General features: G+C 41.1%; 19 protein-coding genes and 2 pseudogenes. 8 read left to right on the forward strand and 13 right to left on the reverse strand.

Annotation, left to right across the window (positions count from 1 at the left end; all coding sequences use genetic code 11):
• Positions 1 to 839 (reverse strand): annotated as a pseudogene (locus BXY_RS21270) (PAS domain-containing sensor histidine kinase); the annotation flags it as partial.
• A 117-nt stretch (positions 840 to 956) separates the two neighbouring features.
• Here BXY_RS21270 and BXY_RS21275 point away from each other — a divergent pair.
• On the forward strand, positions 957 to 1,553 hold the full coding sequence (locus BXY_RS21275; protein WP_004313349.1) for a 3'-5' exonuclease: 597 nt from the start codon (positions 957 to 959) through the stop codon (positions 1,551 to 1,553).
• A 74-nt stretch (positions 1,554 to 1,627) separates the two neighbouring features.
• Here the strand turns inward: BXY_RS21275 and uxuA are convergent, their stop codons facing one another.
• The 5 genes from uxuA to BXY_RS21300 all read right to left on the reverse strand — a co-directional run bounded on the left by uxuA (position 1,628) and on the right by BXY_RS21300 (position 5,797).
• Positions 1,628 to 2,797, reverse strand: a complete 1,170-nt coding sequence (uxuA, locus tag BXY_RS21280; RefSeq protein WP_004313350.1) for a mannonate dehydratase — start codon at positions 2,795 to 2,797, stop codon at positions 1,628 to 1,630.
• 126 nt (positions 2,798 to 2,923) lie between these two features.
• On the reverse strand, positions 2,924 to 3,736 hold the full coding sequence (locus BXY_RS21285; protein ID WP_005678019.1) for an SDR family oxidoreductase: 813 nt from the start codon (positions 3,734 to 3,736) through the stop codon (positions 2,924 to 2,926).
• 21 nt (positions 3,737 to 3,757) lie between these two features.
• Positions 3,758 to 4,831: a LacI family DNA-binding transcriptional regulator gene (locus BXY_RS21290; protein ID WP_008025616.1), complete on the reverse strand. Its 1,074-nt coding sequence runs from the start codon at positions 4,829 to 4,831 to the stop codon at positions 3,758 to 3,760.
• 388 nt (positions 4,832 to 5,219) lie between these two features.
• Entirely contained in the window at positions 5,220 to 5,507 is a 288-nt protein-coding gene (locus BXY_RS21295) for a YtxH domain-containing protein (protein WP_015532932.1), read from the reverse strand.
• Positions 5,508 to 5,551: 44 nt separating this feature from the next.
• Entirely contained in the window at positions 5,552 to 5,797 is a 246-nt protein-coding gene (locus BXY_RS21300) for a GlsB/YeaQ/YmgE family stress response membrane protein (RefSeq protein WP_004313353.1), read from the reverse strand.
• Positions 5,798 to 5,959: 162 nt separating this feature from the next.
• Here BXY_RS21300 and BXY_RS21305 point away from each other — a divergent pair.
• A pseudogene (locus BXY_RS21305) lies at positions 5,960 to 7,167 on the forward strand (MFS transporter).
• Positions 7,168 to 7,299: 132 nt separating this feature from the next.
• On the opposite strand, the gene BXY_RS21310 reads toward BXY_RS21305, so the two are convergent.
• Together BXY_RS21310 and BXY_RS21315 are read right to left on the reverse strand one after the other, a co-directional pair.
• Complete coding sequence (locus BXY_RS21310) at positions 7,300 to 8,781, reverse strand: RagB/SusD family nutrient uptake outer membrane protein (protein ID WP_015532934.1); 1,482 nt, start codon at positions 8,779 to 8,781, stop codon at positions 7,300 to 7,302.
• 14 nt (positions 8,782 to 8,795) lie between these two features.
• A complete protein-coding gene (locus BXY_RS21315; RefSeq protein WP_015532935.1) occupies positions 8,796 to 11,924 on the reverse strand; it encodes a SusC/RagA family TonB-linked outer membrane protein in 3,129 nt (1,042 codons plus the stop codon).
• A 157-nt stretch (positions 11,925 to 12,081) separates the two neighbouring features.
• Here BXY_RS21315 and BXY_RS21320 point away from each other — a divergent pair, with 157 nt between their 5' ends.
• From BXY_RS21320 to bioD, 6 genes are all read left to right on the forward strand, one after another.
• Positions 12,082 to 13,191: a DUF4421 domain-containing protein gene (locus tag BXY_RS21320; RefSeq protein WP_008997356.1), complete on the forward strand. Its 1,110-nt coding sequence runs from the start codon at positions 12,082 to 12,084 to the stop codon at positions 13,189 to 13,191.
• A gap of 91 nt (positions 13,192 to 13,282) precedes the next feature.
• Positions 13,283 to 15,697 carry an adenosylmethionine--8-amino-7-oxononanoate transaminase gene (bioA, locus tag BXY_RS21325; protein WP_208946889.1) on the forward strand — a complete coding sequence of 805 codons (2,415 nt, stop codon included), beginning with the start codon at positions 13,283 to 13,285 and terminating at the stop codon, positions 15,695 to 15,697.
• Positions 15,698 to 15,918: 221 nt separating this feature from the next.
• On the forward strand, positions 15,919 to 17,073 hold the full coding sequence (locus tag BXY_RS21330) for an 8-amino-7-oxononanoate synthase (protein ID WP_015532938.1): 1,155 nt from the start codon (positions 15,919 to 15,921) through the stop codon (positions 17,071 to 17,073).
• Positions 17,070 to 17,729, forward strand: coding sequence for a DUF452 family protein (locus BXY_RS21335; RefSeq protein WP_015532939.1), 660 nt, complete (start codon positions 17,070 to 17,072; stop codon positions 17,727 to 17,729). The genes BXY_RS21330 and BXY_RS21335 overlap by 4 nt, the downstream gene beginning before the upstream one ends.
• A 10-nt stretch (positions 17,730 to 17,739) precedes the next feature.
• On the forward strand, positions 17,740 to 18,507 hold the full coding sequence (bioC, locus tag BXY_RS21340; protein ID WP_015532940.1) for a malonyl-ACP O-methyltransferase BioC: 768 nt from the start codon (positions 17,740 to 17,742) through the stop codon (positions 18,505 to 18,507).
• Positions 18,504 to 19,151 carry a dethiobiotin synthase gene (gene bioD, locus BXY_RS21345; protein WP_015532941.1) on the forward strand — a complete coding sequence of 216 codons (648 nt, stop codon included), beginning with the start codon at positions 18,504 to 18,506 and terminating at the stop codon, positions 19,149 to 19,151. The genes bioC and bioD overlap by 4 nt, the downstream gene beginning before the upstream one ends.
• Before the next feature lie 43 nt (positions 19,152 to 19,194).
• On the opposite strand, the gene BXY_RS21350 is transcribed toward bioD, so the two are convergent.
• The 5 genes from BXY_RS21350 to BXY_RS21370 all read right to left on the reverse strand — a co-directional run bounded on the left by BXY_RS21350 (position 19,195) and on the right by BXY_RS21370 (position 24,912).
• Complete coding sequence (locus tag BXY_RS21350; protein ID WP_008019626.1) at positions 19,195 to 20,754, reverse strand: ATP-binding protein; 1,560 nt, start codon at positions 20,752 to 20,754, stop codon at positions 19,195 to 19,197.
• 76 nt (positions 20,755 to 20,830) lie between these two features.
• The gene (locus tag BXY_RS21355) at positions 20,831 to 21,253 is read right to left on the reverse strand and encodes a HEPN domain-containing protein (protein WP_004316065.1); all 423 of its coding nucleotides are present in this window, start codon (positions 21,251 to 21,253) and stop codon (positions 20,831 to 20,833) included.
• Positions 21,250 to 21,564, reverse strand: coding sequence for a nucleotidyltransferase domain-containing protein (locus tag BXY_RS21360; RefSeq protein WP_015532942.1), 315 nt, complete (start codon positions 21,562 to 21,564; stop codon positions 21,250 to 21,252). The genes BXY_RS21355 and BXY_RS21360 overlap by 4 nt, the downstream gene beginning before the upstream one ends.
• 216 nt (positions 21,565 to 21,780) lie before the next feature.
• On the reverse strand, positions 21,781 to 22,323 hold the full coding sequence (locus tag BXY_RS21365) for an REP-associated tyrosine transposase (protein ID WP_015532943.1): 543 nt from the start codon (positions 22,321 to 22,323) through the stop codon (positions 21,781 to 21,783).
• A gap of 231 nt (positions 22,324 to 22,554) precedes the next feature.
• Positions 22,555 to 24,912, reverse strand: coding sequence for a hybrid sensor histidine kinase/response regulator (locus BXY_RS21370; protein WP_015532944.1), 2,358 nt, complete (start codon positions 24,910 to 24,912; stop codon positions 22,555 to 22,557).
• Positions 24,913 to 24,983 lie beyond the last annotated feature (71 nt).

A 24,983-nucleotide genomic window follows, 5' to 3' on the forward strand; every position in this document is an offset into this window, starting at 1 on the left:
ATATAACGAAAGGGGCAAAGACTTATTGTCAGACCATTCTTGTTAACATTATCATTTATCAAACCGGGGGTCAGATTAAAATATTCAATCATCTCCGTCAAATGCTTATAATCACACTCTTGCACAAATGCTTTTTGATAGCCCAAAACTCTCACATTCTTCCTGTCAACCACTCGGGAAAGGCTATCGAAAGATTTATGTCCAAGAAAGGTCAGATCTATATTATAAATAATCTCCATATCATTATGGGGATACAATGTTTTTATAAAGTCGATATTACGTTTCAGATCGGGACTATCACGCAATACATAAACTTTCTGCGAATCGTATTCTTCAATCAGTTCTTCATTGGGAAAATGCACATTACAAGCTACCACAGGAATAGAAGATAATAACCGGTGACGGGTAGATAATAAAGAATTAGTTGCCTGGTCACCAACGGTCAGAATAAGGTCTGTCGATTTACTTTCTAGAAATTCAAGATATTCCCTTACATGTTCTATCCGCTCTTTCTCATCATATTTGCTACAATCAAAATAAAACTTATCAAACATTACCTCTATCCCTTGTTTCTGAAACTCCTGATACAACAACTTTTCTATATTTCTGTTGCCAATATCATCTTTAGATATGGAGTAAATCAGGGAAATACGCTTTACCATCAAATTGTCAGTAACATACCAGTGTTTGTAATTTAGTCCACCTATAAAAACAAGCAATGAAAGAATGAATATTAAAACGTATTTATATTTGAAGTAGGTTTTGTTCATGCTTTTTTGTTTATGTTTGGCAAAAATAGCATAATTTTCACAACAAGAAAGGTATTTCACTGAAAACATCCATTAAAAACATTCATTTTCATTAAAATCAATAAATTTCCTGGTTATCAATCCTATTTCTATATTTTGCATGACCCTTTTTTGTATTATCTTTGTTTCTCTAAAACAAGGAAATAAATGAGGAACTTTGCAGCCATCGACTTTGAAACAGCCAATGGTAAACGTACAAGTGTTTGTAGTGTAGGTGTTGTCATTGTAAAAGACGGTAAGATCGTGAATAAAATCTATCGTCTCATTCGTCCTGCTCCTAATTATTATACGCAATGGACAACGGCTATCCACGGATTAACTTATGACGATACGATGGAAGCCGAAGATTTTCCTGATGTATGGGCTGAAATCAAACCGTTGATAGATGGATTGCCACTTGTTGCACACAATAGTCCTTTTGATGAAGGTTGTCTTCGGGCAGTTCACGAATTGTATGACATGACTTATCCTAATTACAAATTTTATTGTACCTGCCGTACTTCCAGAAAAGTTTTCGGAAAAGATCTGCCCAATCATCAATTGCATACGGTAGCAGAACGGTGCGGATATAATTTAGAGAATCACCACCACGCACTTGCTGACGCAGAAGCTTGTGCACAAATAGCTTTGCTTATTATCCCCGATCCTCCCAAACCGAAGAAAGCAAAAAAAGCCGATAAAGATACGCATGTTGGAGACTTATTCGCCTCACTTATTCCTCAACAAGTGAAAAAGAATAAATAAAAAACACTACAACTATTATCACGATCAATAATAGTCATAGTGTTTTTATAATAAAGTGCTAATTAAAACTTCAACTAAAGGATAGACTTAGCGATACCCATTTCCAAGCCGCGAAGTTCTGCTAATCCGCGAAGACGGCCTAAGCAGGAATATCCCGGATTCGTTTTCTTTTTCAAGTCATCAATCATTTGATGTCCGTGGTCGGGACGCATAGCGATAGAGCATTTACGACGTTGTTGCAAAAGAATAAGAGCTTTCATTACGCCGTACATATCTACATTTCCTTCCAAGTGGTTAGCTTCATAGAAGTTGCCTTCTTCGTCACGCTGTGTACTACGCAGGTGAACAAAGTTTACACGATCACCGAAACGTTCCATCATGCCTGCAAGGTCATTGTCGGCACGCACTCCGAAAGAACCTGTACATAAGCAAAGGCCATTGGATTCGTTAGGCACGGCTTCAATCAGTTTTTTGAAATCTTCTTCCGTACTCAAAATACGTGGCAAACCTAAAATAGTGTAAGGAGGATCATCCGGGTGAATCACCAGCTTCACGCCTACTTCATCGGCAACAGGCGCAATTTCTTTTAAGAAGAAAATCAAGTTGGAACGGAGCTTTTCAGCGTCAATATCATTATAACGGTCTAATGCCTGCTGGAATTGTTCTACAGTGAAACTTTCTTCCGAGCCTGGAAGTCCGGCAATCATATTGCGAACCAACAGTTTCTTATCATCTTCGCTCATTTGTTCGAAACGAGCTTTTGCTTTAGCTATTTCTTCAGGAGTGTAATCTTTTTCTGCGTTCGGACGTTTCAGGATGAAAAGGTCAAAGGCTACAAAAGCCGCCTTTTCGAAACGAAGAGCTTTAGAGCCATCAGGCATTGTATAGGCAAGGTCAGTACGTGTCCAGTCCAGTACGGGCATAAAGTTATAAGTAACTACCATTACGCCACACTTCGCCAGATTACGGATACTTTCCTTATAGTTTTCAATGTATTTCATGAAGTCACCAGTCTGTGTCTTGATATGTTCGTGTACAGGTACACTTTCTACCACAGACCATGTCAGACCTACTTCTTCAATCATTTGCTTACGTTTCATAATCTCTTCTACTGTCCACACTTCACCATTCGGAATGTGATGAAGAGCATTTACTATACCGGTAGCGCCTGCCTGCTTAATATCCCACAAGCTAACGGGGTCGTTAGGACCATACCAGCGCCAAGTTTGTTCACATAAATACATATTGTTATTAAATTAAGAATTGAAAATTAAGAATTAAGAAATCAAAGTTGAAAATTAAAAGTTGAGAGTCGGCATACGGATGCTACGCAGCCAATTCTCTATTTTTAATTCCCAATTCCCCATTTATTAAATTGAGAATGCATCAAATCCACCATCGATTACAGCTACTGTACCTGTTACGAAGTTGGAAGCATCGCTAATCAAATAATGGATGGTTCCATAAAGATCTTCCGGTTCACCGAAACGGTTGAATGGAGTATGAGCGAGAATCGTTTTTGAACGGTCAGTCAGAGAGCCATCCGGATTAGTCAATAATGTACGGTTTTGTTCAGTCAGGAAGAAGCCTGGAGCAATTGCATTTACGCGCAAGCCATTACCGAATTTCAATGCCAGTTCGCCAGCCATGTATTTAGTAAAGTTAGCAATAGCTGCTTTAGCTGCACCATAACCAACGACACGAGTCAATGGACGAAGAGCTGATTCAGAGCAGAAGTTTACAATAGAACCTTTCTTCTGTTCTACCATAATTTCAGCAAATACCATTGTAGGCAATACTGTACCGAAAAGGTTCAAATCCACCACTTTCTTAAATGCGTCAATCTGTAAATCAAAGAAAGTTTTATCCGGAGCGATAGTTGCACCTGCCATGTTACCTCCAGCAGCGTTCAACAAAACATCAATACGGCCATAAGCTTTCATAATTTCCACTTTGTTGCCTTCCAGCACTTCCTTATCCATCACATCAGTGTAAAGGAACATTGCTTCATTTCCTTCTGCTTTGATACTGTCTACCAATGCTTTTCCAGCTTCTTCACTTCTGTCGAGTACAACCACTTTTGCGCCTTCCTTTGCGAGATACGCAGCAATACCTTTACCTAAAATACCAGCTCCGCCGGTGATAACAACTACTTTGTCTTTTACGTTAAATAATTCATTCATGGTTCTTATAAATTTATATGTTTATAATTTATTGTTCAGATAATATTTCAGATTCTCTTTAAGGAGAATATCGATAGGCATCAAATTCACTTTCTCACTATTCTGCTTGAACAGCAAATGATTACACAATGATTTAACACCATCGTACCCCTGACGCTCGGGGCGCTGCGCAATCAATGCGGTTATCACACCTTCGGAAAGTAATTGCGTATTTCTGCCGATAAGGTCATAACCAACCAGTTTGACAGCCTGCATTCCTCTTGCTTTCAGGTAATTTCCTAAAATATAGCAAGTTGAATTAAAGATAATAGCGCCTTTAATATTCGGATTAGCTTCAAAGATTTCATCCAGTTTCATGAAGTTATACACTGAATCATTTATTTTCAGTTCTACTTCATGCAGATTTCCGTTAAACGCTGTTTCAGTGAGATAATGACAGAAACCTTCGCGCCTGTTCTTTCCCTGGTTAGAATCATTCTTCCCACTATGAATAATCCGTGCCATTAATATATCGGAAGAAGAAGGAAGCCTGTCCATCAATAATCTGGCAGCAATCACTCCGGCATCATAAGATTCCGTTCCAAAATAAGCCAGTTGATGTTGCCCTCCAATGTTGGAGTCAACATACACGTATGGTATTTCATTCCTGTCAAGCTCCTGCGAAAGCCGGATAACAGAATCTGTAAACAAAGTCGCAATCAATACCCCATCCACTTTCTCATTCAGCAGATTTCGGATGATATCATCAAAAGTCTTGTTATTATATTGATCGAAAAAGAGTTTGGTAATGGTGATATTATATGATTCCATTTCCGCCGCAGCTTTATCTATACCTTCCGAAATAGCTTCCCAATACTCCCCCTGCACAAAAGAAGGAGTTATTGCAAGGATATGATATTGTTTTTTGGAGGCAGCTAATGAACGTGCCATCAGATTTGGTTGGTAATGTACCATTTCCAAGATAGCCTGTACTTTTTTCCTGTTTTCTTCAGATACTCTTCCACGATTATGGATTACACGGTCTACCGTGCCAACAGAGACACCTGCCATCTTAGCAATGTCTACAATCCGAATATTTGAAAACTCTTTATCCATATATTGATAAGCATCTTGTTTTTCATCGGCAAAAGTAAAATGAATTATTGAATTAAGCAATAGTGTGTGCGCACACACATTATATCAAAACAAACATATACAATTAATAATCAAATAATTAACTCCAACAAACAGAAAACATACATGTTGTTAAACATAAGAAAAAGTAAAGATAGTATAGAGAAAAAGACTCTTTTCAGATGAAAAGTTAGAGAGAAAGTAACTCCCAATTCTTGAAGGAAACGATAATAATAAAGAAGATTAGCCTAAATGTGTTCGCACACACATTGATACGATGACTAAATAAAGCTAGGGATAAAAGATTAAATATACAAAAAATAAAACAGGTAACCAATTATATTTAAATCGATTACCCGTTTTGGGATTCTTACTTTTCCCACTTATCTTTTGCTTTTCCGGCCATTTTGTCGGCTTCTGCCGCTACTTTATCAGCAATTTCCGCACCGGTTTCTACTGCTTTAAGTCCAAGATCCATTGCTTTTCTTTCAGCATGAGCAGCTGCTATTTCAGCATCGCGACCTATGCGATGGATAGCATTATAAATTTCGCTTTCCAACTGTTTTGCTTTTGCTGTACGTGAAAGACGATAAGCTACTGCGCCGAGGATTGACCCAATTCCGAGTCCAATCCAGAAATTTCCATGTCTACATTCCATAATTAAGTTCTGTTTTTAGGATTAAAAATAAATTATATAAATATCTATTTAGATTTCGAGAATAAGGAAGCAATCCATAATACAAGGATAGCCCCTACAGTGGAAGTTATCAAACTTCCGATCAATCCTGAAGCTGACAGTCCGAAAAGGGCAAATACCCAACCGCCCAGTACACCTCCAAGAATACCAAGTAATAAATTTATAATAAGACCAAAACCTCCGCCGCGCATTACTTTACCTGCGAGGAATCCAGCCACAATACCAATAATGATATACCAAATAAAGCCCATATAATCCTCCTTTTTTTATTTAACAACAGCAGGTACGGAGAATAGTTCAGTTAGTCAAAATTGAATTAACGACAATTTAGAATCCTTAGTCTTAGAGAAACGGGAAAGTTTGCGTACCTTTGCAGCCAATTTTTCAGGAACACTTCTAAAGCAATAGGTATCATGGTACAAAATCAGGAACAACCCGTAGGAAAAATTACATTTTCCATCTTAATCGCATTAAGTCTTTCACACTGTCTCAATGATCTTTTACAGTCCGTTGTTTCAGCAGCTTATCCACTATTCAAAGATGATTTAGGATTAAGTTTTGCGCAAATCGGCCTTATCACACTGGTTTATCAGCTTTCGGCTTCGGTCTTTCAACCGATTACCGGAATCATTTTTGATAAATATCCCGTTGCATGGTCGTTGCCTATCGGAATGAGCTTTACACTGATTGGTTTGATAAACTTAGCATTCTCTGATAATCTATACTGGATATTAGCCTCCGTATTCTTAATCGGAATTGGCTCTTCCGTACTGCATCCGGAAGCCTCCCGTATCACATTCCTTGCCTCTGGCGGGAAACGTGGACTAGCACAATCACTCTTTCAGGTAGGTGGTAACTTCGGAGGTTCATTAGGTCCTTTACTGGTTGCTCTGTTGGTGGCTCCTTATGGCAGACAACATCTCATCGTATTTGCATTTGTGGCTTTAGCTGCTATCGGAGTGATGTACCCAATTTGCAAATGGTATAAATCATATCTAAACCGGATGAAAGCACAGACACCGTCAGTGTCAGAAAACCTGTTCATCTTCCTTTGCCTATGGATAAGACAGCCCTTTCAATCGCGATATTGCTGATTCTGATTTTCTCCAAATATATCTATATGGCAAGTCTCACGAGTTATTATACTTTCTACTTGATTCATAAATTTAATGTAAGCGTACAAGATTCGCAACTATATTTATTTATCTTTCTGGTAGCTACTGCTATCGGAACATTAATTGGTGGACCTGTCGGTGACCGAATTGGTCGGAAGTATGTGATTTGGGCTTCTATTTTAGGAGCTGCCCCATTTAGCTTACTAATGCCCCATGCCAATCTGCTGTGGACTATTATCCTTAGCTTCTGTGTGGGATTGATGCTTTCTTCCGCTTTTCCTGCCATATTGCTTTATGCCCAAGAGTTGCTTCCTACCAAACTTGGATTGATATCCGGATTGTTCTTTGGATTTGCTTTCGGAGTGGCCGGTGTAGCATCTGCCGTACTCGGTAATTTAGCGGATAAAACGAGCATTGAATATGTATATAATATCTGTGCTTATATGCCGTTACTAGGATTGGTCACATTCTTTTTACCGAATTTGAAGAAGAAAAAAATAGAATAAGATTAGATTAAATAAAATGGGGTGTGTCACATTTTGCACTCCCTCTTTTCCAAAGAAAACGACCGGTATGCGTCGTCACGACGTATACCGGTCTACAAGTTAAGGTCAAAGTCAAAAAATTAAGAGAGCTATTTATATGTTAGGGTTAGCGTTAATTTCTTTCTGTGGAATAGCATATAAATAATAAGTGCTATTTACTGTAAACGGTTTACCGTTCGGGAAGTTGAGGAACCAATGTCCCAGAGGATTTCGTTTTTCAAAGCTACCACCCTCCTGCCAGCAATCGACTTCTGTCTTCTGCATTTCATCCGATAAAGCAGCACGTTCTACTGCCTTTTGTGTACGAAGTATATCGGTAATACCAAATCCTTCTCCCCAAAGTTCACGGCGACGTTCCATCAGAATCTCATTGATTACATCTTCCTGTGATTTTCCTGTCACCTCATAATCCCCTACTCCACGGGCATTACGCAATGTATTCAATGGAGCTACAGCCTGTGCCAACGCTACGCCGTCACGAACTTTCGCCTCCGCTTCTATCAAATACATTTCAGCAGCACGCATCAAGACCAGATCAGCCGTATCATCTGCACGCATGTGAAATTTCTTATATCCCAAATACCCTTCACGCATCCACTGAAACAAAGGTAAACGAATATCACCTTCGGTAAATGTATCTTTCAGATGGGGATCAGCCATAAAGCTGCTATATGCTCCTACGTATGTTGCATCCAAATAATAGAAATTATAGCTGGCATCCGATTGGGAAGGAATTTGAGGAAATCCCCATATCCACTCTTTATTGGAAATGTTATTAAAACCTTCGTACTCGGCTGTAGTTGTCATCAACGTATATCCTGCACGTGCTGCTTCGGCAGCTTTTGCAGCTTCTTCCCATTGTCCGGTCAGCAAGTAAGCGCGAGCCAAAAGACCGTCAACCACTGCAACATTCGGTTTGAACTTTTGATTATCACCGCTGCGGACATAGTTTTTCAAATAGTCCTTCGCCAAAGTGAGATCGTCGAAAATAAGCTGATAAACCTGTGCCACTGTTGATTTTCCTTTCGGTACAGTGGAACTATTGCTAGGTTCGGTATATATAGGAACACACGGAGCATCTTTATCTTTCAAGTAGGTGAATTGATAATGCTGTACCAAGTGCAAATAACAAAAGGCGCGTAATGCCAATGCTTGTCCCTGTGCCTGACGGAGTTCTTCCGAATCCCCCTTGATAGAAATGGCAGTGTTACAATTATCTATCGTTTTATATATCAGATACCAGGCAAACTCTGTTCTACCATTTGAGGATTGCGCTATATCATTAAACTGATACGAAGAGTTAAAACCATATTTCGGACGGGAAACAATATCACTTGCCATCATATCATCCAGACACTGAAGTGCCCGATAACCGATATTGGCATAGGTACTTGAATAATCAAACAGATTATACCAGGCACCATTCACAAGTGCCTCCGCATTTTCGGGTACAGGCGCCTTTTCCGAACTTACCGCATCTGTGGGGTCCGTATCCAAAAAACTGCTGCTGCAACTCGTTGCCAGGAAAAGTCCGGCAACTGCCGCAAGAATGGATTGAATTTTTATTTTTCTCATAATTTAGTCTGAATTTAGAAAGAAACATTGATACCTCCGGAGATGGTTCTCATAGCCGGATAACGGTAATAAGTGATACCGGTAATTCCCTGTTCAGGGTCTAGTCCCTGATTCCGGTGAATGGTAAACAGATTATCTCCTTGTACATATACCTGCACACTGCTCAATGACAACTTACTAATCCATTGTTTGGGTAAGTTATAGGAAAGTGTCAGGTTTTTCAATCGCATATACGAATTATTCTGCAAGAAGCGAGTGGAAGCCGAGTTCCAGTTATTAGAGGTAGTACTCAAAGCAGGGACATCGGTATAGCGATTGTCGGGAGTCCATCTTCTTAGAATCTCCGTCGACCAGTCGCGACCTTCCAAACTTCCATTGTGCAGAATCATTGTGACATCACGATTGTAAATATATCCACCGATACTATAAGCAAAGATGGCTGAAAGATCGAATCCTTTCCAGGAAAGAGACGTATTGAATCCGCCATATACTTTCGGAAGAGACGATTTGTTGACATAATAATAGTCAGCCGAACCATAATCATTTGTTGTAATACGTCTTCCGGTCGGATTCTCATTTGCATCTTTCTCATCCTTATACCACAGCGGATCTCCATTTTCCGGATCTACTCCTGCCCACTCTATCATATAGAAATCATACACCGAACGACCTACCTGCAACTTGTTCACACCACTTCGCGGCATATCTTTCAATGGGAGGTCTGTCACCTTATTCTTATAATGCGTCAAGTTCATACCCAGTTTCCATACCCAACCATTCTGATTGATAATCGTTCCGTTAAGTACCATTTCTATACCTGTATTCTTCAAGGCTCCTACATTTTCGTCAATAGAACCATATCCCAGGGAAGGAGCTATCGGACGTGAATAAAGCAGGTCTTTCGAACGACGTGTAAAGAAATCAAATGAACCGGAAAAACGGTTATTGAACAGAGAGAAGTCGATACCTACATTAAAGTTGAGGTTCGTTTCCCATTTCAGATTCGGAGTTGCCATACGGTCGGACACTAACGCATTTTCTCCCAAATTGGAAACAATGGTATAAAGTCCTTTACTTGCATAATAAGTACCCAGGTTGTCATTTCCTTGCGCACCATAGCTCATTTTCAGAGTCAAGGCAGACAACCAGTCGGAAGTACTTGCCATAAACTCTTCCCGGTCGATACGCCAGGAAGTACCCAACGACCAGAAATTTCCCCAGCGGGTCTCCGGCGCAAAACGTGAAGAACCGTCGCGACGATAGGATGCCGAGAAGAAATATTTATTTTGATAGTCGTATAATGCTTGAGTCAGATAACCCACCAACGCATAGTCGATGCGATACCCCGAACCTCCGGTCAACTGTGAACCAACTACTAGTTCCGGCATATCAGGCTGCGCCATTTTGGAACGTGATGCCGTCAGTTCATCGTAGCGGTAAGAATAGGCTTCCACACCGGCAAGAACATTAAAATGATGTTCACCAATTGTCTTGTCATACGTAGCAATATTATTCCATGTCCAGGAGAAAGTACGGGTATTCATTCGGCTGACACCGCCGCCGTTTTCTTTAGCCGGACCTAATTGGGGGTTCGTATAATCCAACGTATTATAATTAATCAAGTCAAAGTTGAAACTAGTCTTGAATTTCAATCCCTCAATAATCGTAGCTTCCAGGAAAGTACGACCGGAGACTTCATCTTTCATTCGTTCTGATTTGTCTAAAGGCAAAGTAGCCGGCAGATTCCAGTTTGCCATCGAACCGGAAGGACGATAAGAGCCGAAGTCATAAATGCGGTCTCCATTCTCATCCAATTTGTAACTACCGTCGGTATTCATTTCATAAATCGGATAAAATCCCGGCATGGTACGTCCTGCGGTAATCACATTACTGGTTTTGGAGTCGGAAGAAACCGGATAGTTCTGCATAGAATGTGCAAAACTCAAATTGACTCCTCCCTTCAACCAGGAAGTCATTTCGCTGGTGATATTGGAACGAAGATTGAAACGCTGATAACCCGATTCAAGCGCAATACCTTTATCATTCAGGTAGCCGGCTGAAAAGAAATACTGATTTGCTTTTCCGCCTCCGGAAACACTTAGATTCAACTCTGTACGAAGTGCCTGTTGTTCCATGGCATCACTCCAGTCTGAATTCCATAATGGACGGGCACCTGCCACCAATTTTCCATCTGTACCGACCGGTTGCGTATATTGGGGACCGTATGGATTGGGGCCACCTCCCATCAATTTCGTAACCAGGTCTTTGGATGCTTGTGCCGCAGCAGTTGCCGGAGTATAATCCGCGCTCTTGGCGTACTGATTGCGAAGTGCTTCCCAATACAATTCAAAGTATTGATCGGTACTGACACGATCATAATCACGCACGGCACGATTGGAACCTCCTAAAGAGGCTTTTACCTTTACGGTCGCTTTGGTATTTTGATCTCCTTGCTTGGTTGTGATAATAATCACCCCATTTGCGCCACGTGAACCGTATAAAGCAGCAGAAGCCGCATCTTTCAATACTGTCATCGAAGATATATCATCAGGATTGATAGAGTTCACACTACCGTCGAACGGAACACCGTCCACCACATAAAGCGGAGCACTGGATGCATTGATAGATCCGATACCACGAATACGGATTTCCGCATCCGTACCCGGCTGCCCGCTTGCCGCACTAGCCTGCACTCCGGACACCGTCCCTTCTAATACGCGCGATACGCTCGAAGTCTGTAGCTTTTCAATCTCACCTGCTTTCATCGTCGAAGCTGCTCCGGTAAAACTATACTTCTTAGCGGTAGCATAAGCTACTACCATTACTTCTTCCAGTTCTTTACTTTCCGATTCCAACGTGACATTAATCACACTTCGGTTATTCACCGGTTGCTCTACCGATCTCATTCCTACAAAGCGGAACACTAAAGTGCCGGTAACAGGAACTTCAATTGAATAATTTCCATCAATATCAGTGATGGTGCCGGAGGATGCTCCTTTCAATTGTACGGAGACACCAGGCAAGGGCTCCCCTTCAGAAGTCACCGTACCCGTCACGCGTTTCTCCTGCTGTGCTTCCGCATATACTATATTTCCTGCAAAAAGCAGAAGAGACACGACTAATAAACGTAAATAGATTCTCATAATTTTGTGGCTTAAGATTTATTTGCTTGTTGTAACTAACAGTATATTGAACTTTTTTGTTTAGGAAACGAAACATTTTTTAGAAGATTACTAGCATAAATCAACGAAAGGTAGTACATTCGTGAAACGAAAAACATCTAAAACAACAAAGAACCACATGGGGAAACGGGTTATTCTATATCTATTTCTGTTATTTTCACTGTCCTTACAGGCGCAAAGTGAAAAGAAAACCCTTTCTACAAATGATAGCACAAGAATAGATTCCACAACGGTCACCCAGCCCAGTCCTTTCAAAAGAGCAATCAAGAAATTTATGAATTTCAGTGATTTTGATACGCTCTATATCAGCCCGAACCGTTATAATTATGCGTTGATGGCTACTCATTTCAGCAACTTCGAATATTACTCTGTCACCAGCGAACAGCCTCAACCACAAAAACTTAGTTTCTCTCCTAACCCGCATAATAAAATAGGACTGTATTTCGGCTGGCGATGGATTTTCCTGGGATGGTCCGTAGATGTGGATGATATCTATCGGAAAACCAACCGGAAGAATAGAGGTACAGAATTTGACCTTAGCTTATATAGTTCCAAACTTGGTGTAGATATATTCTACCGCCGTACCGGAAACAATTACAAGATACATAAGATCAGAGGATTTTCTGAAGATATTCCCTCCAACTATTCCGAGGATTTCAGTGGAATAAAGGTGGATATAAAAGGGCTGAACTTATATTATATCTTCAATAACAGAAAATTCTCTTATCCGGCCGCCTTCAGCCAGTCCACCAACCAACGACGCAACGCGGGAACATTTATTGCCGGTTTTTCTATTTCAAAGCATCATCTCGACTTCGACTACACAGAACTTCCTGATTTTCTACAGCAGACAATGAATCCCGGTATGAAAGTCAAGGATATAAAATATACCAATGCCAATATCAGTTTCGGATATGCCTACAACTGGGTCTTTGCCCGCAACTGCCTGGCATGTTTGTCTCTCACCCCTGCCATTGCCTATAAAGCCTCTGATGTAGATGCGGAAACTCACGAAGGAAAAGCATGGTACGGCAAATTTAATCTGGATTTTCTACTCCGTGCAGGGGTTGTTTATAATAACGGAAAATACTTTGTAGGTACTTCTTTCGTTGGGAAAAACTATAATTACCACCGGAATAATTTCTCTGTAGACAATGGTTTCGGCACTCTTCAGATATATGCCGGATTCAATTTCAACTTACGCAAAGAATACAGGAAAAAGAAATAAAAGTACGGATATCAGAAATCGTAAACTTGCTTGCTTATCCAAAGAATCTTTGTACATTTGCCACGTTCTAACGAACAAAAGTAAAAAATCAATGAAGCAACAACGCCACATACAGACCACACGTACTCTTCTTTCCCGCTTCCGTTATTGGGGCAGAAAGAACTATGCCGCTTTTGCGAGTATGGGACGTGAATTCCAAATCGGTCATCTGCACATCAATGTTGTGGACGTTGCCCTTCGCAAGCAGAATGCTAAAATTACTATCCCTTATCATACATTTATGACACTTCAGGAAATAAAAGACCAAGTGTTGGCAGGCATTGATATTTCGCCCGACCAAGCCGCTTGGCTAGCCAACATGGCTGACAGCGAGGCGCTATATGCCGCCGCACATGAGATTACCGTCGCACGTGCTTCGCACGAATTCGACATGTGTTCCATCATCAACGCCAAGTCCGGCCGATGCCCGGAAAACTGTAAATGGTGTGCACAATCCTCTCACTACAAGACTAAAGCCGATATTTACGATCTCCTTCCCGCTGAAGAATGTCTCCGACAGGCGAAATACAATGAAGCCCAAGACGTCAACCGTTTCTCTCTCGTTACCAGCGGACGAAAACCATCTCCCAAACAGATCACCCAACTTTGCGATACCGTTCGCCAAATGCGACGTCACTCGTCCATTCAGCTCTGTGCTTCTCTGGGGTTACTTAACGAAGAAGAGCTACGTTCCCTATACGAAGCCGGAATCACCCGTTATCACTGTAACCTGGAAACGGCTCCGTCTTATTTTTCCAAACTCTGTACTACGCATACACAAGAACAAAAACGAGCTACTCTTGATGCAGCCCGCCGTGTAGGCATGGATATCTGCTGCGGAGGTATCATCGGTATGGGAGAAACGATGGAGCAACGGATTGAATTTGCTTTCACTTTAAAAGAACTGAATGTTCAGTCCATACCTATCAACCTGCTTAGTCCGATTCCGGGAACTCCACTGGAAAACGAGCAGCCTTTAAGCGAAGAAGAAATACTTAAAACCATCGCTATCTTTCGTTTTATTAATCCGACAGCTTTTCTAAGATTTGCCGGAGGACGTTCACAACTTTCTTCCGAGGCGATGCACAAAGCATTATATATCGGTATTAACTCGGCTATCGTAGGCGACCTGCTGACAACTCTCGGTTCCAAAGTATCGGAAGACAAAAAGATGATTCAGGAAGAAGGTTATCATTTCGCCGCTTCCCAATTTGACCGCGAACATATCTGGCATCCGTACACTTCTACCACCGATCCGCTTCCTGTCTACAAAGTGAAACGGGCAGACGGTGTTACCATTACCCTCGAAGACGGACAAACGCTCATTGACGGAATGTCTTCCTGGTGGTGTGCAGTGCATGGATATAATCATCCGGTATTGAATCAGGCGGCAAAAGAACAATTAGATAAAATGTCTCATGTCATGTTCGGAGGACTGACGCATGATCCGGCCATTGAATTGGGGAAACTATTATTGCCTTTGGTTCCTTCCTCCATGCAGAAAATATTCTATGCAGACTCCGGTTCGGTAGCCGTAGAAGTGGCACTGAAAATGGCTGTACAATATTGGTATGCAGCAGGAAAACCGGAAAAGAACAATTTCGTGACTATCCGTTCCGGCTATCACGGTGATACGTGGAATGCCATGTCTGTATGTGATCCGGTGACGGGTATGCACAGTCTTTTCGGTTCAGCATTGCCTGTACGTTATTTTGTCCCGTCCCCCACTTCCCGGTTCGACGGAGAATGGAATCCGGAAGATATACTGCCTCTGCAAGAGATAATTGAAAAACATTCAAAAGAGTTAGCGGCGCTTATCCTGGAACCGGTGGTACAAGGAGCAGGTGGAATGTGGTTTTATCATCCGCAGTATCTGCGTGAAGCAGAAAAGCTTTGCCGGAAGCACGATATTCTTCTAATCTTCGATGAAATAGCAACGGGATTCGGACGTACCGGCAAACTTTTTGCTTGGGAACACGCCGGAGTAGAACCGGATATCATGTGCATCGGCAAAGCACTGACCGGAGGATATATGACACTTTCTGCTGTATTAGCCAGTAACCGGATAGCAGATACCATCTCCAACCATGCACCGGGAGCTTTTATGCACGGGCCTACATTTATGGGTAATCCACTTGCGTGTGCAGTAGCTTGCGCTTCCGTTCGCCTATTACTCGAATCCGATTGGCAAGAGAATGTGAAGCGAATCGAAACTCAACTGAAAGAAGAACTGGCACCTGCACGGGAATTTCCGGAAGTAGCTGATGTACGAATACTCGGAGCTATCGGAGTCATTGAGATGAAGCGTCCGGTAAATATGGCCTATATGCAACGACGATTTGTGGAAGAAAGAATCTGGGTACGTCCCTTTGGCAAACTGGTATATCTGATGCCGCCTTTCATCATTACTTCGGAACAATTAGGCAAACTGACTTCCGGGCTACTTAAAGTCATTCAAAAAAGATGACAGATAAGAAGAATATTACCGGATTTTCACCCAAGGATCTGTTCCTCGGTGAGCAAAAGGGTGTTCCTCGGTGAGGAACGGACCTTTCCTCACCGAGGAAGGATGCCTTGGTCGGTGAGAAACTTCCGGGATAGTCCTTCTGACGATAAACATCTTATAAACAACAGATTACACTTTCAATCATTCATCTATCGAATACTGATTACTTAAAATAACAATTCATGACATTAGAGTATATAAACCAAGAACTCCAGACCTTGAAAGAGAAAAAGAACTACCGTTCTCTCCCACCGCTAATCCACGAGGGGCGAGATGTTCTGCTGAACAGACAACGAATGTTGAACCTATCTTCTAATGATTATCTCGGACTGGCCAATGACATTTCATTGAGGGAGGAATTCTTAAGGACGCTCACTCCCGAAACTTTCCTGCCTACCTCCTCTTCTTCCCGGTTATTGACCGGTAATTTTAGTGACTATCAGAAGTTGGAGCAACAGCTAGCCACCATGTTCGGAACCGAAAGTGCACTCATATTCAATAGTGGTTATCATGCCAATACAGGAATACTTCCTGCCATTTGCAACACTCACACCCTGATTCTTGCTGACAAGCTGGTGCATGCAAGCCTGATAGACGGAATTAAATTATCATCAGCTAAATGTATCCGGTATCGTCACAATGATATTTCCCAGTTGCAGCGACTGATTGCTGAAAATCATAACGCTTATGAGCAGATTATTATTGTTACCGAAAGCATCTTCAGCATGGATGGCGATGAAGCTGATCTTCCCGCTCTCATTCAACTCAAGAAGAGCTATTCCAATATTCTTCTTTATATAGATGAGGCTCATGCTTTTGGTGTACGAGGGAAAAAAGGATTAGGATGTGCTGAAGAACAAGAATGTATCAACGATATAGACTTTCTAATAGGTACATTCGGGAAAGCCATTGCCTCGGCAGGAGCGTATATTGTCTGCCGGCAACTCATTCGGGAATATCTAATCAATAAAATGCGCACGTTTATATTCACAACCGCTCTTCCACCTATCAATATTCAGTGGACTTCATGGGTGTTAGAACGTCTTCCAGCTTTACAACAGAAGAGAACTCACCTGCTACAAATCAGTGAAAAGCTGAAGGAAGCCCTTACAACCAAAGGATACAATTGCCCCTCGGTAAGCCATATTGTCCCTATGATTGTCGGAGCAAGTGAAAATACCATATTGAAAGCAGAAGAACTCCAACGCAAAGGATTTTACGCATTGCCGGTACGTCCGCCTACCGTACCCGAAGGGACTTCACGCATCCGCTTCTCACTGACAGCGGACATCACCGAACATGAAATCGACCAACTCATTAAACTGATAAACGGATGAAACAGTATTTTATCATAAAGAATAATCAAAAGCATCTATTGCTTTTCTTCGCAGGCTGGGGAATGGATGAAACTCCATTCCTGCAAATTCACCCGACCGATAAGGACTGGATGATTTGCTATGATTATCGTTCATTAGAGTTCGATGCCGACATTTTGCAAGAATATTCCGAAATCACCCTCATTGCCTGGTCAATGGGAGTATGGGCAGCCTCACAGATAATGAAACAATATCCATCCCTGCCCCTTTCCCAAAGTATCGCTATCAATGGGACTCTTTATCCCATACATGAGACGAAAGGGATTACTCCTACCATTTTTGAAGGAACCCTGCAAGGACTGAATGAACAATCCCTGCAAAAGTTTCAAAGAAGAATGTGCGGTTCAGCAGCCGATTACAAGGCTTTTCAGACAGTAGCTCCCCAACGTCCCGTTGAAGAGCTCAAAGAAGAGCTTGCTGCCATACAAAAGCAATACTTATCATTGCCACCGTCGGATTTTGCATGGCAAAGAGCCATCATAGGAAAGAGCGACCGTATCTTCCTGCCGGATAGCCAATGGTTGGCATGGAAAAACAAAGTGGATTCCCTTGAATATACAGAAGCCGCTCATTATCAACAAGACCTTTTTGATAATGTAATCATGCAAATCAACTAATGATCGATTTATGGATAAACAACTAATCGCCGAACGTTTCTCTAAAGCCATTGCTACTTATCCCCAGGAAGCAAACGTACAACGGCAAATAGCAGATAAAATGATTCACCTGCTTACAGAACACATCTCTTTTCCCTGTTCAAAAGTGATTGAGTTCGGATGCGGCACAGGTATTTATTCCCGTATGCTACTTCAGGCTCTTCGGCCGGAAGAATTATTGCTAAACGACCTTTGCCCGGAAATGAAGTACTGTTGTGAGGATATATTAAGAAAAGGACAGGTTTCCTTTCTTCCGGGAGATGCAGAAACAGTTCCTTTCCCCGCTGAAAGTACATTAATTACTTCCTGCTCGGCTCTGCAATGGTTCGAATCTCCTGAAAACTTTTTCAAAAGGTGCAACGCCCTGCTTAATAACCAAGGCTATTTCGCTTTCAGCACTTTCGGTAAAGAGAATATGAAAGAGATACGAGAGTTAACAGGAAACGGGCTCCCTTATCGTTCACGGGAAGAGCTTGTAACAGCCTTGTCATCCCACTTTGACATACTCCATTCGGAAGAAGAACTTATTTCTCTTTCGTTTGATAACCCCATAAAAGTACTTTATCATTTGAAGCAGACAGGAGTAACCGGAATATCCGGCACCTCTTCCCAACAACTGCGGACACGTCGTGACTTGCAGTTATTCAGTGAACGTTACACACAAGAATTTACCCAAGGCACTTCAGTGTCCCTGACCTATCACCCTATTTATATCATCGCAAAAAAGAAAAAAGTATGAAACAGAATGTATATTTCGTAAGCGGTATCGACACCGATGCCGGCAAGAGCTACGCCACCGGATTTCTAGCTCGTGAATGGAACAAGAACGGACAGCGTACCATCACTCAAAAGTTTATCCAAACAGGAAACATCGGTCACTCCGAGGATATTGATTTGCATCGTCGTATCATGGGAATCTCCTTTACAGAAGAAGACAAAGAAGGACTGACTATGCCGGAAATTTTCTCTTATCCTGCCTCTCCGCATCTAGCTTCCCAACTGGATAACCGTCCCATTGACTTCGGCAAAATCAAACGTGCTACGGAAGAGTTGAGCGAACGCTATGATTTTGTTCTGCTCGAAGGCGCAGGTGGCTTAATGGTTCCGCTAACAACAGAGCTTCTGACAATAGACTACATTGCCCAAGAGAATTATCCGCTTATCTTTGTTACTTCCGGTAAATTGGGAAGCATCAATCATACTTTGCTTAGCCTTGAAGCCATACAAAAACACGGTATTGTACTGGATACAGTACTTTATAATATGTATCCTACCGTAAAAGATAAAACGATTCAGAATGATACGATGAACTTCATTCAAAACTGGCTGAAGAAGTATTTCCCGGATACGAAATTTATATTAGTTCCGGAAATAAAAGAATAAAAAGACTTATGACTTCAAAAGACTAGCCTCACTATTTGCCGGGCTAGTTTTTTGTTTCTACAATCCACTTTTCAATATTACGGGTTTCCGCACTGAAATTTACTCCTATTTTAAAGAGTTTACGTCCGTCCATTTCGAAAGGAAGAGCATAATTCTTGTCGTTAATCTGCTGTAAAGCATCTTCTGCCGTACCGTTCAACTTAAATTCCATGATATAAATAAATTTATCGGTCTGCAAGACAAGGTCGATGCGCCCTTCACTCGTATGATACTCTACCTTGGTGTAGAAACCTAGCAGTTTAAAAACGATAAAAAGAACATTTTCGTAATGTAGCTCCTGGTCCCGAATCACTTCGTAAGTAGTGTCTGCAAAGAAACTTTGCAGACGGCGGAAGAAAGAGTTATAATCACCGGAACGCACTTCACGAACAAACTTCTGAATCTCAAAAGGCGACTCGACCTTATTTACGTTCGCATAAAAAGGAAGCAGGAAGCGGATAAAACCTTCTTCCACTTCGCGATTGGGGAAACCCAAGCGATACATTCCAAATTCTTCATCATACCCCTTAATGGTTAGGTATCCACTCTGATAAATTACCGGGATGGGATTGGTGGATTCAGAATCTATACTGTTCAACACTTGGACATCGGTCTCTTCATGTGCCATCCGCTCCAGGTCATAATGATGTTTTTTTAGCAATTTCACCAAATAGGTAGGCGTACCCGTTTCAAACCAATAACTACCAAACTCCTTACGCTTGAAAGCGTTCAGCAGACTGAACGGGTTGTACATGCCGATTGAATTGTGCGTAAAATGATAACCGTCATAACACTCTCTCAAATCTTCACAGAGTTTGTCATACGTTATTCCACGTGCTGCTGCAAATTCATGTAGTTCCGCTTCCAGATTTTCATGGATTTCACGCTCGCTGACACCACAAATTTCGACATACTCATTCCACATTGAAATATCATCCAGATTATTCAAATCACTGAATACACTGACTTTGCCAAACTTTGTCACGCCGGTGAGCAGAGCGAACTTTATATACCCGTCCTTCGTTTTCAAAGCGCCATAAAATGGCTTCAGAGTATTTCGGAATTGCTTTTGCAGTTCCTCATTACCGATAGCTTGCAGCATAGGTTTGTCATACTCATCTACCAGAATAACTACACGTTGTCCGGTCTTCTCACAAGCACGCTGAATGATACCTGCAAAACGCAGGGAAAAAGATGTCTCGGATGGACGGGTGCCGTATTGGCTTTCCCAATATTCCAGATTATCATTCAATATCTTATCCAGACTTTCCGGAGTGTCATACTTCTCGATATTCAGGTCGAGATGCAATATAGGATATTTAATCCAATCCTTTTCCAACTTTTCTACTGCCAAGCCGGTAAACAGTTCTTTTTTTCCTTGAAAGTAAGCCTCTAAAGTAGAAATGAGCAGACTCTTTCCGAAACGGCGCGGACGACTCAAAAAGTAATAACGCCCGGTCTTTACCATTTGATACATCAATGCCGTTTTATCAATATAAAAATAACCATCCTGACGAAGGCTTTCAAAATTCTGAATACCGATAGGATAAATTTTATTGCTCATAATCTCTTCTTTTAAAAATCAACAACACATAAGTGAAGCAAGCGGATTCAAAATCCACTGGGACGGTTCACCTTCCTTATATAGATTCCCACTCTTTATCTCTTATTAATTCTTGAATACTATTTATGAAAGTCTCTGCTTGTGGATATAAGTTGTTTACCATTTCTTCGTCACAATATACAAAGTCATCATAATCTCCACTATGCCTTTTCTCAAATAATGTAGAAAAAGTTTTTCCTACTTTTACAGGAAGTTTTCCTGTCGAAATAAAGTGCAGACCAAGCATCGTCTTCACCCCATTATGAGTCTGCGTTTGAATATCATATTTTAAAAGAAGAGCTACAGTTGCATAATAGCATGCATAATACAGCCTGTTAATAGCAGCATTATAGAATGACTCACGTATCATAACCTCAGCCTCTCTCAATGTTTCATAAGCACGTTGTATCCGATAAGCGACCAGTGCTTTCTTACTTTCCTTATCTAGAATTTCTTTCATAAGACAATACCTTCGTTTATCACATTTACATAAAAAGGTGTTTTAAAAGGCCGGTTCTCCCAAAATTTCTTCAAAACAACTATCGGGCTAATACTAACACCTGTTTTCAATTCCAATTCATATAAAGGTAATGTGATAGCTTCTTCTTTAGCCAATGTCATTTTATCACCTTCCACTAAAATGAGTAAATCAACATCACTATCATGCCTGGCATCCCCACGCGCCTCAGAGCCATATAAAATAACCTGCGCATTGGGAGCAACACGTTTTAATGTTTCACGAATAGCTTCTATAATCTCCGGTCTCTTCATTTCTTACTCTTTCTAAATGCATGAATGAATCAAACTTACTACATTACAAAGATACATTTTTCTATCTAAACAACATCACATCTTACATGAAAGTTCGCCATAAAATCATTTAAAGTAGGTTTCCGTTCTCTGTTCAATCTGCTCCATTCAATCGGATTTGCAATCCGATTGCTTGAGTATCAGGATTTGTAATCCGCTCCTTAACCTCTTGCCTTCCTAAACTACAATCACCTCTAGCAGTCCTTTATCACCCGCATAACTCACCGCCGAACTATATAAATAATCTTCCTGCCGTGCAACAATCTCCTGCTTCACCGGATTATTATGAATATAATTCAATTTTTGCAGAAAGAAGTCATGCAAATAAATTAATTCGGGATGATTACCTTCTTGCCAAAAACGATACTTAGATATTTTTTTGTCATTAGCTCCGGCAAAGCGAAAACGATCCAACATCCATTCGCGACGACTTTCTTGAGGATCTGTTTCGAGTTCTGCCATAATACGTTTACTAGTGAACTTTTTAAAATCTCGAAGGATATCCGAAACTGTTGCTTCTGTTCCGGAACTGACAATCATGTGCAAATGGTTACTCATTAATACCCAGGCATAAATTCTTAAGCCTTTTTTCTCCTGACAATAGGCTAGTGACTCCAGAATTATATGCTTGTATTTAGGACGGGTAAAGATATCTATCCAATCGACAACGGTAGAAGTAACAAAATATAATTCATCTAAAACTCGATTCGCAGTATCCATTGATATACTAATTTGATTAGAGAGGATAAATGTACGATTAAAATCGAAAGAGACAAAGGTTTTTAAACGATCGGACACGACAAGCGGACTAAAAATCCTGATACAAAAGACCAGCGGATTATAAATCCGCTGGAACCTTCTTATATATCTGCTGCGTAAGCGCGTAATGGTAGAACATTCTACAATTATTCACTGATTTTGCGGGCTTTTCTCTTCTGTCGCATCTATTCATTAAACAATAGTCGAATATTTATCCAAAGCCTTTCTCAAAGTTCTTTCCGAAACCGGTTTAGTCACAAAATCATTGCATCCCATCTCCAAAGCCAATTCTTTATCCGTTTCAAAAGCATAAGCCGTCAAAGCAATAATAGGAATATCTTTGGAATAAGAACGAATGATATGCGTTGCTTCCAATCCATCCATGCGTGGCATTTTTATATCCATCAGAATTAAGTCCGGTTGATACTGCTTATACATTTCAATGGCTTCCACCCCATCCTTAGCCCAAAGCAATGTATATTCCCTGCCGATCAGATTCTTCAGCAGGATGAAATTACTTTCTACATCTTCCGCTACCAAAATCTTTTTGATCTGTTGCACACGATTTACAGTATCTCCTTTAGATTCCGTCTTTGACATTTTAAAGATTTCGCCGAGTTCTCCGGCTTCTTCATAAGGAATCGTGAAATAGAACGTAGAGCCTTTACCCAATTCAGAAGTCACTCCTATTTCTCCACCGATCTTTTCGATAATCATCTGACAGATAGATAGCCCTAATCCTGTGCCTTGAGCAAAAGAGTTCAGTTTGACAAAACGCTCGAAGATATGATCTACCTTTTCCGGTTCTATTCCTATTCCTGTATCCTTCACATATACACGAATATTTTTATCCGTCCGCTCAAAACCCAAACGAATCTCTCCTGCATACGTAAATTTACTCGCATTAGTCAGGAAATTCGTTATCACCTGCATGATACGATTCTGATCTCCCTCAATGAATAAATTCTCATCCTCATTATCAAAAACAAGAGTTACCCCTTCTTTCACACGTTCTTTATGAACAGCATAAATTGTCCGGCAAACTTCTCCCAGATTCATTGGACGCTTGATATATTCCAGTGTCCCGGCTTCTATCTTCGATAAATCCAGAATATCATTAATCAGTTGCAACAAAATATCCGAATTCTGATTGATAATACCCGAATAGAGCTTTTTCTCTTCAGCAGTTTCGGCAGCAGGCAATAATTGAGAGAATCCTACAATTGCATTCAGGGGTGTCCGGATCTCATGACTCATATTAGCAAGGAAAGCACTTTTCAATCGGTCGGATTGCTCCGCCTTAATCCTTGCCTTTATCAGTTCCTGCTCAATATTCTGAAGATTAGTAATATCCCAAGAGATACCAATCTGCAACGGTTTGCGTCCTTCCATCGGCACAAGCGCCTTTAACGTCTGTACAATACGCGCTTTCCCGGTGACGGAAAGATACGTTTCCTGCATATCAATACGCTTATGGGTCTGAAGTAATTCCAAATCATCCTTACGGAATTTCTCTGCGTCTCCATGACTCGGAAATACTTCATAGTCCGTATGTCCAATCGCTTTAGACGCCGGGATACCTGAATGGTCGGCAAATGCTTTGTTCCAATACAAATACCTAAAATCATTTTCCGGGTCTTTCACAAACAGATAGACTGGGATATTATTCAAAATACCATCCAGCAATAGATTTAGTTCGCGAAGTTCATCCTGTTTCTTTATAACATCAGTAATATCCTGTGTAAAGAACCAAGTCAGTTCTTCATTATTCTCACGAATCAGAAATGTAGACACCTGATGCATCCGCTCTTTATCTTCACCTTTCCGCATATAGGCAGCACGATAAGCAAAAGTGCCATCATTGTCACGTATTTCCTGAAGACGTCTTTCCCACGCCTCCTTTGTTGTCATAGAGACGGGCAAATCATATATCTTTTGGATACCCATCTGTTGGGTAACTCCGTATTCTTCTATAAATTGCTTATTTGCATAAACCAATGTCCCGTCTTCCGATACGGCAAGAATGCTGTCACTCACTTTATCGAGTACACTCTTGAAAACCTCCAGTTGCCTTTGCGTGGTCACCCGCTCCGTTATATCACGGCACATAATCAATACATACTCCTCATCCAACGGAAAGATACGATTTTCGTAATGATGATGTTCGCCATTAAAATCCAATTCATGATGGGCGGTTGAAACAGCTCCCGTGCTGACAGCCTGACGCATATTGGAGTGAATATTCTGATATGCTTCCGGTGGAACCATTTCCCGCATATACATTCCCTTAAAATCTTTATTTGATATCCCGACATGATTGGTTTCTTCATTGGAAACAACTTCAATGCCTACTTCGTTCTGATTGAAGACAGTCAGCATATCCGGCAAAGAGTCCAGAATCCTGACAGCATATTTTTCTTTGAAACTCAGGGGACGATTACTTATATTCTCATTCCTAAGAATAGAAAGCTCCTTTTTGAGCTGCTCATTTTCTTTCTTTAGCGCTTCCAGCTGTTCTAATAGTACTTTTTGGTTTTGTTCGGTGTTCATGATATATCAGAATTAATGCGTACTTATCTGCCAAAAGTAAATCTTTTTTTGAAGATAAGTACGCAAAAACC

The sequence above is a fragment of the Bacteroides xylanisolvens XB1A genome, assembly GCF_000210075.1.
Lineage (GTDB): Bacteria > Bacteroidota > Bacteroidia > Bacteroidales > Bacteroidaceae > Bacteroides > Bacteroides xylanisolvens.

Excerpts from the sequence above, each read along its gene's own strand:
- bioC (WP_015532940.1), top strand. The coding sequence starts at position 17,740 with ATGGATAAACAACTAATCGCCGAACGTTTCTCTAAAGCCATTGCTACT.
- BXY_RS21370 (WP_015532944.1), bottom strand. The coding sequence starts at position 24,912 with ATGAACACCGAACAAAACCAAAAAGTACTATTAGAACAGCTGGAAGCG.
- BXY_RS21330 (WP_015532938.1), top strand. The coding sequence starts at position 15,919 with ATGACATTAGAGTATATAAACCAAGAACTCCAGACCTTGAAAGAGAAA.
- bioD (WP_015532941.1), top strand. The coding sequence starts at position 18,504 with ATGAAACAGAATGTATATTTCGTAAGCGGTATCGACACCGATGCCGGC.
- BXY_RS21365 (WP_015532943.1), bottom strand. The coding sequence starts at position 22,323 with ATGGATACTGCGAATCGAGTTTTAGATGAATTATATTTTGTTACTTCT.
- BXY_RS21350 (WP_008019626.1), bottom strand. The coding sequence starts at position 20,754 with ATGAGCAATAAAATTTATCCTATCGGTATTCAGAATTTTGAAAGCCTT.
- BXY_RS21275 (WP_004313349.1), top strand. The coding sequence starts at position 957 with ATGAGGAACTTTGCAGCCATCGACTTTGAAACAGCCAATGGTAAACGT.
- BXY_RS21360 (WP_015532942.1), bottom strand. The coding sequence starts at position 21,564 with ATGAAGAGACCGGAGATTATAGAAGCTATTCGTGAAACATTAAAACGT.
- BXY_RS21285 (WP_005678019.1), bottom strand. The coding sequence starts at position 3,736 with ATGAATGAATTATTTAACGTAAAAGACAAAGTAGTTGTTATCACCGGC.
- BXY_RS21295 (WP_015532932.1), bottom strand. The coding sequence starts at position 5,507 with ATGGAATGTAGACATGGAAATTTCTGGATTGGACTCGGAATTGGGTCA.
- BXY_RS21300 (WP_004313353.1), bottom strand. The coding sequence starts at position 5,797 with ATGGGCTTTATTTGGTATATCATTATTGGTATTGTGGCTGGATTCCTC.
- BXY_RS21335 (WP_015532939.1), top strand. The coding sequence starts at position 17,070 with ATGAAACAGTATTTTATCATAAAGAATAATCAAAAGCATCTATTGCTT.
- BXY_RS21315 (WP_015532935.1), bottom strand. The coding sequence starts at position 11,924 with ATGAGAATCTATTTACGTTTATTAGTCGTGTCTCTTCTGCTTTTTGCA.
- BXY_RS21290 (WP_008025616.1), bottom strand. The coding sequence starts at position 4,831 with ATGGATAAAGAGTTTTCAAATATTCGGATTGTAGACATTGCTAAGATG.
- uxuA (WP_004313350.1), bottom strand. The coding sequence starts at position 2,797 with ATGTATTTATGTGAACAAACTTGGCGCTGGTATGGTCCTAACGACCCC.
- BXY_RS21310 (WP_015532934.1), bottom strand. The coding sequence starts at position 8,781 with ATGAGAAAAATAAAAATTCAATCCATTCTTGCGGCAGTTGCCGGACTT.
- bioA (WP_208946889.1), top strand. The coding sequence starts at position 13,283 with ATGAAGCAACAACGCCACATACAGACCACACGTACTCTTCTTTCCCGC.
- BXY_RS21320 (WP_008997356.1), top strand. The coding sequence starts at position 12,082 with ATGGGGAAACGGGTTATTCTATATCTATTTCTGTTATTTTCACTGTCC.
- BXY_RS21355 (WP_004316065.1), bottom strand. The coding sequence starts at position 21,253 with ATGAAAGAAATTCTAGATAAGGAAAGTAAGAAAGCACTGGTCGCTTAT.